At 64.2% G+C, this 8,732-nt stretch carries 7 protein-coding genes; 2 read left to right on the forward strand and 5 right to left on the reverse strand.

The annotated features are described in order from the left end of the window. Positions 1 to 75: 75 nt before the first annotated feature. From VWY60_RS01750 to VWY60_RS01760, 3 genes are all read right to left on the reverse strand, one after another. Positions 76 to 1,452 carry an alanine/glycine:cation symporter family protein gene (locus VWY60_RS01750; protein WP_416539716.1) on the reverse strand — a complete coding sequence of 459 codons (1,377 nt, stop codon included), beginning with the start codon at positions 1,450 to 1,452 and terminating at the stop codon, positions 76 to 78. A 154-nt stretch (positions 1,453 to 1,606) separates the two neighbouring features. Next, positions 1,607 to 2,569 carry a lipoyl synthase gene (gene lipA / locus VWY60_RS01755; protein ID WP_416539717.1) on the reverse strand — a complete coding sequence of 321 codons (963 nt, stop codon included), beginning with the start codon at positions 2,567 to 2,569 and terminating at the stop codon, positions 1,607 to 1,609. Continuing rightward, complete coding sequence (locus VWY60_RS01760; RefSeq protein WP_416539718.1) at positions 2,566 to 2,712, reverse strand: hypothetical protein; 147 nt, start codon at positions 2,710 to 2,712, stop codon at positions 2,566 to 2,568. Before VWY60_RS01760 ends, lipA begins: the two co-directional genes overlap by 4 nt. Positions 2,713 to 2,877: 165 nt before the next feature. Here VWY60_RS01760 and VWY60_RS01765 point away from each other — a divergent pair, with 165 nt between their 5' ends. Continuing rightward, complete coding sequence (locus tag VWY60_RS01765) at positions 2,878 to 3,489, forward strand: helix-turn-helix domain-containing protein (protein ID WP_416535336.1); 612 nt, start codon at positions 2,878 to 2,880, stop codon at positions 3,487 to 3,489. Positions 3,490 to 3,587: 98 nt separating this feature from the next. On the opposite strand, the gene VWY60_RS01770 is transcribed toward VWY60_RS01765, so the two are convergent. Together VWY60_RS01770 and VWY60_RS01775 are read right to left on the reverse strand one after the other, a co-directional pair. Then, positions 3,588 to 6,038, reverse strand: coding sequence for a YbcC family protein (locus tag VWY60_RS01770; RefSeq protein ID WP_416539719.1), 2,451 nt, complete (start codon positions 6,036 to 6,038; stop codon positions 3,588 to 3,590). Positions 6,039 to 6,055: 17 nt separating this feature from the next. Further along, positions 6,056 to 7,606 (reverse strand): proton-conducting transporter membrane subunit, encoded by a 1,551-nt coding sequence (locus VWY60_RS01775; RefSeq protein ID WP_416539720.1) that lies wholly within the window; start codon positions 7,604 to 7,606, stop codon positions 6,056 to 6,058. A 117-nt stretch (positions 7,607 to 7,723) separates the two neighbouring features. Between VWY60_RS01775 and VWY60_RS01780 the strand changes: the two genes are divergently transcribed. After that, positions 7,724 to 8,611, forward strand: coding sequence for a LysR family transcriptional regulator (locus VWY60_RS01780; protein ID WP_340547805.1), 888 nt, complete (start codon positions 7,724 to 7,726; stop codon positions 8,609 to 8,611). Positions 8,612 to 8,732: the final 121 nt, after the last annotated feature.

Below are 8,732 nucleotides of genomic sequence, written 5' to 3' on the forward strand. Positions count from 1 at the left end.
GTCTTGCCCTTGAATTGATGTGGTTGAAAAGCCGGGGCGCGACGCCTGCCGCGCCCCGATGTCGGTTGGTCTTGATTATTCTGCCGCGCCTTTGCTCGGCTCTTCGGTCTGCCCGTTGGAGGCAAAGAACTCTTTCGTCACCTTGAAGACGACCGGGCTCAGCAGGGCGAGGGCGATCAGGTTCGGGATCGCCATCATCGCGTTCAGCGTATCCGCCAGCAGCCAGATGAAGCCCAGATCCGCCGTGGCCCCGAAGTAGATCGCGATGATCCACAGCACACGGTAGCCGATCAGCACCTTGGCACCCAGAAGATAGCCGACGCATTTCTCGCCATAGTAGGACCAGCCCAGAATGGTGGTAAAGGCAAAGATCGACAGCGCGATGGCGATCACATAGCCGCCAAAGCCGGGCAGGGATGTTTCAAAGGCCAGCGAGGTCAGCGCTGCACCGCTTTCGCCCGAGGTCCAGGCGCCGGAGGCGATGATGGCCAGACCGGTGATGGAACAGACGATGATGGTGTCGATGAACGTGCCCAGCATGGCGATCAGGCCCTGATTTACCGGACCCTTGGTTTCAGCTGCGGCATGGGCGATCGGGGCGGAGCCAAGACCGGCTTCGTTCGAGAACACGCCACGGGCCACACCAAAGCGGATTGCGGCCCAGACAGCGGCCCCGGCAAAGCCGCCTTCAGCGGCCGAGGGGGTGAACGCATAGGTGAAGACAAGACCCAAGGCATGGCCCAGCTGATCGGCGTTGATGATCAGAACCAGCAGGCCGATGGTGACATAGCTGACAGCCATGAAGGGGACCAGTTTCCCGGCCACCGCACCGATGCGGGTGATCCCGCCAAGGATCACGGCGCCGGTCAGCACCATCAGCACGATACCGGTGATGGAGGGGTTGAAGCCGAAGTTGGTTTCCAGCACCTGTGCCACACCATTGGCCTGGACACCATTGCCGATGCCGAAGGCGGCGATAGCCCCGAACAGCGCAAAGGCAAAGCCGAGCCAGGCCCAGTTCGCGCCAAGACCGTTCTTGATGTAATACATCGGGCCACCAACATAATTGCCCTGGCTGTCCTGTTCGCGGTATTTTACCGCCAGCACGGCTTCGGAATATTTGGTGGCCATGCCGACCAGTGCGGTCATCCACATCCAGAACAGTGCGCCGGGGCCGCCGAGGAACACGGCGGTGGCAACGCCGGCGATATTGCCGGTGCCGATGGTGGCCGACAGCGCGGTCATCAGCGCGTTAAACGGGGTGATCTGGCCCTCGCCATCTCCGGCCTCGCGGCCCTTGAACAGCAGGGCAAAGCCGGTGCCGATGCGCAGGATGGGCATCAGCTTCAGCCCGATCTGCAAGAACAGGCCAACGCCGAGAATGAGGACCAGCATCAGCGGTCCCCAGACGATCCCGTTGATATAGCCCACAATCGAATTCAAAACTTCCATAATTTTCCTCCCTTTGGGTGGTGGTCCTTGGCCTATGAGTGCCTGTCCCGGCCTTTGCTGCGGTTCGCGACCGATGACAAGTCGATTTCCCGGTTCTGCCCCTCCTGCCGCGACCCACCAGTCGCGGGGCAATCCCGGTCCGAGGGGTGGTCCGTTAGCCGGCACCCCCCGCAAGGCTGTCGCCAAGCTGCCTGTTGCGGGCTTCCTTGAGCGCCGCAAAATCCTCATCCGCGTGAAAGGAAGAGCGGGTCAGAGGTGTCGCCGAGACACCAAGGAACCCTTTGCTTCGGGCCATGCGTTCGATCTGCTCAAACTCCTCCGGGGTGACGAAGCGATCAATCGGATGGTGTTTCGGGGTGGGCTGAAGATACTGTCCCACGGTCAGGAAATCGACGTCCGCAGCGCGCAGATCATCCATCACCTGACGCAGGTCTTCCAGGGTTTCTCCCATGCCGACCATCAGGCCGGATTTGGTAAAAACCTGTGGATTGGCGCGTTTGGCGTCATCCAGTAGCCGCAGCGAGCTGTAATACCGCGCACCGGGGCGGACACGGGGGTAGAGATGTGGGACGGTTTCCAGATTGTGGTTGAACACATCCGGGGCCGCGTCAAAGACGATCTTTGCGACATCACCCTTGCCCAGAAAATCCGGGGTCAGCACCTCAATCGTGGTGCCGGGGGTCTGGTGGCGCACGGCGCGGATGGTCTGGGCGATATGCGCCGCGCCGCCGTCCTCCAGATCATCGCGATCAACGCTGGTGATCACGACATGGCGCAGCGCCAGTTTCTTGACCGCCTGTGCCACCCGACCGGGCTCAAAGGCGTCCAGCGCATCGGGGCGACCGGTCGAAACATTGCAGAAGGAACAGCCGCGGGTGCAGATCTCGCCCATGATCATCATGGTGGCATGACGTTTGGACCAGCATTCGCCGATATTGGGACAGGCGGCCTCTTCGCAGACGGTGGTCAGATTGTGATCCCGCATCAGGCGGCGGGTCTCGAAATACTCGGCGCTCTCGATTTTCTTGCGGCGGATCCACTTCGGTTTGCGCGGGATCTCGCTATCGGCCTTTTTCGATTTTTCCGGGTGGCGGAGCCGCGGCATGGGGACGTTCATCCTACGGCCTCCTTACGCTTGCCGACAAAGGCACCTTCGGAACCGGTCTTGGCGATAACAGGCATCGAGGTTGAAAAGCGTTTGTCCACCGCGACATAGCCCGCAGGGCCGCCACCGATAACGATCCGATCATAAAGGCTCATCTCTGCCCCTCACTATTGTCTGTCAGGGGAAAACAGCCCCTAACTCTCCCGTGTGTTTCCTTTAAGAAACTTTTCCACGATAAGCAACGATTGCTTTTACATAGAAACTTTGACCTATCACCGGGGGAAGGGTAAACATTGGGAAACTCAGGAGATTGCACGCCCATGGAACCCATCAACGCGGAAGACGGCGCCCCCGCGACGGAGTTTGCCGAGGCTCCCGATGGTGATGCGCTGGGGAAAATGATTCGCGAATCCCGCAAGGAGAAGGGGCTGACGCTGGAGGAAGCGGCGCGGGCCGCGAACATCGGCCGCTCCACCCTGTCGAAGATCGAGAACAACCAGACCCGCCCCAGTTTCGAGATCATCCGCCGCCTGATGCAGACGCTGGATTTGCAGACGCCGCAGCTGTTTGTGCAATCCGCCAAGAGCGATATCTCCGGGCGGCGCGACTACACCCGCAAGGGCGCGGGAGAGCATCAGGAAACCCAGACCTACGACCACGAACTGGTGTGCACCGAGCTGACCAGCAAGCGGATGCTGCCCTATATCAGCCGCATCAAGGCGCGTGACGTGTCGGAGTTCGAAAGCTGGATTCGCCACAGTGGCGAGGAGTTCATGTTCGTGATCAGCGGTGAACTGGTTCTTTACACCGAACATTACCGCCCGCTGCCGATGAAGGCCGGCGATACGGTCTATTACGACAGCGGCATGGGCCATTGCTGCGTTTCGACCAGTGAAGAGGACGCGCAGGTGCTCTGGGTCTCGCTGAACTGATCCGAACTCAGCGGCGCCCCCGGCGATATGCAATCTGCGCCGCCCGGATATTGGCCGGGGCGGCGCAGATCGGTGTTCCATGGCTCGGGGTGATCCGCCTATTCGGCAGCAATCTCCAGCGCCGCGCGGTTGGCCGTGCTCTCGTCGGGTTCCATGCGTGACCAGTTGAGATCGCCCTCGTAGCGCCAGACCAGATGCCCCTGATCGTCCATCGCCATCAGATGAAGCCAGCCATTGTCGAACAGGGCGCGCACCTGCGGGTGGCGGTCCAGGATCTGCGTCATGGCATCGCGCGGCGCCTCGATCACCACGGTCAGCCGCAGCGGGTCATGTTGCAGCGCCTCGCCATCATGCACCGATTGCCAGGGCAGACCGGGTTTCAGCGCGCCGCCATTGCCTTCCAGCACACCGATGCCACCGGCCACGTTGTGCAACAGCTTGTTGCCGCCACCGAACAGGGCGGGGGCCACGCTGGAGCCGTAGTATTGCAGGCTGATCCAGCTTGCGACCACCACCGGCGCGGTCATGATCAGCTCCAGCACGCCAAAGCCCTCATCCGCCCGCCAGTCATAGCTGTGCAGGAAGGATTGCCCGTCAAGCGCCCGGCCCTCGGTCCGCTGACGCGGGGCGGCGATAAAGGCGCGGCAACCGGCCAGCCCCCATTCCGGGCGCAGTTCCGCCCAGTCGGAGGAGCGGCGCAGGATGTCTGCACCAGCGCTTGCGCGGGGCAGCCGCACCGCCCGTTCGCTGCGGGCCAGAGCGCCTGCGGCCTCGATCCAGCGACGGATATTCGCCAGCTCGCGGGCAAAACGGGTGGCAGCGCCAGCGGGCAGATCCTGTTCGTAGAGCGTGACCTGATCGGTGGTGGTGTGATGCAGCGCGGGCAGGAAAACGGTGTCCTCGGGGATGCTGATCCCTGCCTCGCGCAGTCCGCCGCGTACCGCCCGGTCATTCAGCAGTCCGGCCAGCAACCGGGCATTCACGTCACCCGCATGGCCACCGCAGGCGCCACAGTGCAGAGCACTTGCATGGGGGTTGTTGGTCACATCCGCGCCATGGCCTGCCAGCATCACAACCGGGGCAAAGCCACCGGTCAGCGACATCGCCGACAGGATGGTCCGGGCCATCGCAACCCGGTGGTCCAGATCCACCGAAGCATCAAGCACCGGCGCCGGATCCGTGGCCAGACGACTGCTGGCACCAAAGGCATCGCGCAGCAGCTTGCCCGCATAGACCGGGCCTGTGGCCTCGACAAAGGCAAAGGAGGAGACCGCTGCCAGTTTGAACCGGCCCCAGGCGCGCCGCGCCCGCGCTGCATAGCGCCGGGCAAGGTCAAGCTCCGCCGGTTCCGCCGCCCGCGACTGGACGCCCGCGCTCAGCAGCACCGGGCCGCGCCCTTCGGTAACGTCGGAGCCCGCTGCATTATGCGCCGCGGCCAGCCCGAAGAAGCCCGCAAACCCAAGTGTCTGCACGCCGCTGTCCTGTGCTTCCAGCGCGCGGCGGAACACTTCGGACCGTACATCAATACAGAAGGCGGCCTGCAACAGGGGGCGATCGGTGGCCTTTGCCTCTGCCGCTGGCTCCGGGGTCGCGACGGTCAGCCTGCCCGCCAGTTGCCGCTGCGCAGCCCGTTCGCCTGCCTCTTGCAGAATGGCGTCGATCACCTGATCGCGGCTTGGGGTGATCGGGGTTTCGTGGCTTTCGACGACCTCCAGCCAGCGGGCCGCGATCTGGTCGCGATACTGGTGGAACAGCGCCTCGTCAAACACCATGCGGATCGCCAACAGCTCAACCGTGGTGGTGTCGCTCTTGCACTCCAGCTCGGCCTGCCACGACAGGTAGCGGCCATATTGCGCCCAGCCTTGCAGTGTCATCAGCCAGCGGTGAAACCCGGTCTCGGCGGCCGCAGAGCTGACGCCCAGCGTTTCGGAGGCCCGTCCGATGGCGCGCCAATGTGACCGGTTGGTAGCAGCGACAAACCCGCCAAACCCGTGCAGCCCGTGGATTTCCGGCGTCAGATCGCGGCTGGCAAACTGACGCCAGGCCGCATAGGTGCCGCCGGTCCGGTCCGGCTGCCACAGCGCCTGCCCCTGATCGAAATGGCTGGCGGCAAAGGCGCCGATGCGTTCCTCGATCAGGCCGGGCCAGTCGACGCCGGACAGCTCCTGCGCCAGCTCCGCCACCGTCGGCAGCGCGCTTGGGTCATCGTTGGTGTCCGTGGCGCCCAGTGCCGCATGGAGATCGGCCATCTGCACATCGCTGAAGCGGGTGCCGACCCGCGCCAATGCGGCCCGCAGATCGCTGTCGGTGAGGTCTCCGGCGGCCCGTTTCGCCGCCCAATGGCTGCGGTCCGGGGTCACCCGTGTGCCCGCAACCCGCGCCAGCCGCGCCGAGGTCACCGCCAGCTGCTCGTCGCTCTGGCCGAGGAAGGGGTTCACCGCAACGCTGGAGGTGAGCGGGAACAGCGGCGGGATTGCGCGGGCGGCCCGATTGGCGCAGGTGACCAGCTCCAACAGGGCGGCGGGGTAGGTTTCGTGCTTCATCAACATGGGTCGATCTCCCGGTTTCAGGATGTGGTCCGCTTTGACCAGCCGCCCAGCAGCCGGTCAAAAATCGCATTTGCATAAAGCCCGTTGGACAGATGGACCCGCAGCCCCGCTGCCGCCGGGTGCATCGCCCAGAGCGGGAAGGTCGCCTGCGCCACGGCCACCGCGCCAAAGCTGACCAGCGCCAGCAGGATCAGCGCCCATTCCAGCGGGCCGGGAGCAGGGGTCGCAGGCAGGGTGCCGGCGGTCAGCTTCAGCGCCGCCAGTTGCAGCAGGAAATAGCTGACTGAGGTGGCCGCCGCATAGATCACCGTGCGCCGCGTCAGCGCACCGGGGGCGGCATCGGCCAGCCCCTGCGCCAGAATATAGGCCACGCCAAAGATCAGGATCACCCCCAGCGCAATTGCCTGCACCGATTTGCCGCCAAAGCCAAAGACCGCTCCAACCAACGCATAGATCACGATGCCGATGCCAAAGGCCTGCATCACATTACGCGCGCTTGGCACTGCGACGGGACCGGGGCGCCGGATCGCGGCGACATTGGCCACCGCCTCGCCAGCGCTGAGAAAGGCGTGCGCCTTGTAGAGCGAATGCGCCACGATATGCAGCAGCGCCAGCGGGAACAGCGCCAGACCACATTGCATGATCATAAAGGCCATCTGCGCGATGGTGGACCAGGCCAGCGAGGTCTTCACGGCCGGCTGCGTCAGCATCACCAGCCCACCGAACAGCGCGGTAAACCCGCCCAGCATCACCAGCACCGCCATCACCGCAGGCGCGGCCAGCATCACATCGGCAAAACGGATCAGCAGGAAGCCGCCCGCATTGATGACGCCTGCATGAAGCAGGGCGGAGACCGGCGTCGGCGCTTCCATCACCTCGGTCAGCCAGCCATGGGCCGGAAACTGCGCCGAGGCGAGCACCGCCGCCAGCGCGATCAGCCCGGCGGCGGCAAGGGTCAGCAGATCGGGGCTGGCAGCGGCAAGAATGCTGGCGATATCGCTGGTGCCATAGGCGGCAATCAGCAGCGCGACAGCGAGGCCGAGTGACATTTCGCTGGCCCGGGCCACCAGCGCCTTTTTCCGCGCGGCCCGCTGCGCCGTTGTGCGCTCGCGATAAAACAGCAGCAGCTGATGCAGGCACAGGCTGGTGGCGGTCCAGGCCAGAAGCAGCTGCACCAGATTGCCCGACATCACCAGCAGCAAAACCGCGGCCAGCGTGGCGCTCATCCAGCCGGTAAAGGCGCCCTGACGGCCCTCGCCGTCCATATAGGTGGCGCTGTAGCGCAGCACGATCCAGCCGATGAAACTGACCAGACACAGCATCACGGCGCTGACCACATCCAGCCGCACCGACAGCCCAACTCCAAATAGGCCAAGCAAGGGCGAGCTGCCCGGACCGTTCAGGCCCAGCAGCACCGCAGACAGCGCCGAGACGGCAAATGCCGCCAGCGCGGCATATTCAGCCAGACGCGGCAGATGACCCGGCCGCAGACCCGGTGTCCGGCGCGCCCGCAGGGCGACGGCCAGCAGCAGCATCGGGGCCAAGAGCGGCAAAAACAGATAGAACATGAAAGGCTCCCGTATTCACATGCAGCAGGGGACGCTGCGTCAACGAGACAGGTAGCGCGGATCTTTGATTAATAAAAATTCATTGTTATGGCCTTATCGTTCTATTAAAACGAATGAATGCCCCTGAACTATCATCATCTGCGCTATTTCTGGGCCGTCGCCCATGACGGCAATCTGACCCGCACCGCGCAGCGGCTGAATCTGTCGCAATCGGCGCTTTCTGTGCAGATCAAACAGCTGGAGGAGCGGCTGGGCCATCCGCTGTTCGACCGGCGCGGACGGCAGCTGCATCTGACCGAGGCCGGGCGTATCGCGCTGGATCATGCCGATGCGATCTTTGCCACCGGGCAGGAGCTGATCGCCACGCTGGAAGGCAGCGAGCGCAGCCGTCAGGCGCTGCGGGTGGGTGCGCTGGCCACACTGTCGCGGAACTTTCAGATCGGGTTCCTGCGGCCTATGCTGGCGCGCAGCGATGTCGAGGTGATCCTGCGCTCCGGCAGCCCAACCGAGTTGCTGGAGGGGCTGGCAACGCTGAACCTCGATCTGGTTCTGATGAACCGCGAACCTCCCGACGACAGCCTGACCCCCTATGAAACCCATCAGATCGGGGATCAGGCGGTGAGCATCGTCGGCACCCCGGCGCGGCTGGATCCACGCCTGCCGATCCGCGAATTGCTGACCACCCATCCCTTTGTGCTGCCGACCACCGACAATACGGTGCGGACCGCCTTTGATGCCATGGCCAGTCGCCTGTCGGTGGTGCCGCAGGTGGCTGCCGAGGTCGACGACATGGCGATGATGCGGCTGCTGGCCCGCGAGGATATCGGCCTGGCGCTGGTGGCCCCGATCGTGGTGCAGGATGAGCTGTCCTCGGGGCGGCTGCTGGAGGCCGAGGAGCACCCCCGCATTCGCGAGACCTTCTATGCGGTCACCCTGCGGCGCCGTTTTCCCAATCCGCTGGTTCAGGAGGTGCTGGCAGGCAGCGCCTCGGTGCTGAACGGCTGACCTTCCGGCCTGCTGCCCGGCAGAGCTGGCATGAAGCCACCAGCGCCTGGCTCGTCCCGGCACTGCGGCGCCGTCCCGGTTCGTGATCCTTTGGGTTGGACCCAGCGCTGTCCCCTATCGT

The organism is Phaeobacter sp. JH20_26, from assembly GCF_048056275.1.
GTDB classification, from domain to species: Bacteria; Pseudomonadota; Alphaproteobacteria; order Rhodobacterales; family Rhodobacteraceae; genus Phaeobacter; species Phaeobacter bryozoorum.